We start from the raw sequence: 486 nt of genomic DNA, 5'->3' as shown, positions 1-486 counted from the left end.
CTGCCCGCGCAACTGCGCCGAGGCCGGCATCAAGGACGTCGGCATCATCGGCGTGGACTCGGGCTGGGAGATGTACGTGGCCGGCAACGGCGGCATCAAGACCGAGGTGGCGCACTTCTTCGTGAAGCTCAAGACCGCCGAAGAGGTGATGGAGTACACCGGCGCCTTCATGGAGCTGTACCGCACTGAGGGCTGGTACCTCGAACGCACGGTGCACTACATCAACCGCGTGGGGCTGGACTACGTGAAGAAGCGCATCCTCGACGACGCTGCCGGCCGCAAGGCGCTGTGGGAGCGCCTGCAGTTCGCGCTCGACGGTGAACCCGATCCCTGGTTCGACTTCAAGGAAGCGGCCGTGGACACGCGCCAGTTCATCCCGCTCGTGCCCGCCTGAGGACCGTCGCCATGCAACGCCGACATCTGATGATCCTGGCCGCAGCAGCGGCCACCACCCCGGGCGTGCAGGCCCAGGTGGTGGACCTCAAC

The 486-nt window shown here is 66.3% G+C and carries 1 pseudogene; it reads left to right on the top strand.

The annotated features are described in order from the left end of the window. Positions 1-394, top strand: a pseudogene (locus tag RMP09_RS04145) (nitrite reductase large subunit); the annotation flags it as partial. Positions 395-486: the final 92 nt, after the last annotated feature.

This window comes from Hydrogenophaga sp., assembly GCF_031426985.1.
In the GTDB taxonomy this organism is placed as follows: Bacteria; Pseudomonadota; Gammaproteobacteria; order Burkholderiales; family Burkholderiaceae_C; genus Hydrogenophaga.
This window is presented reverse-complemented; position numbering and strand designations above follow the sequence as displayed.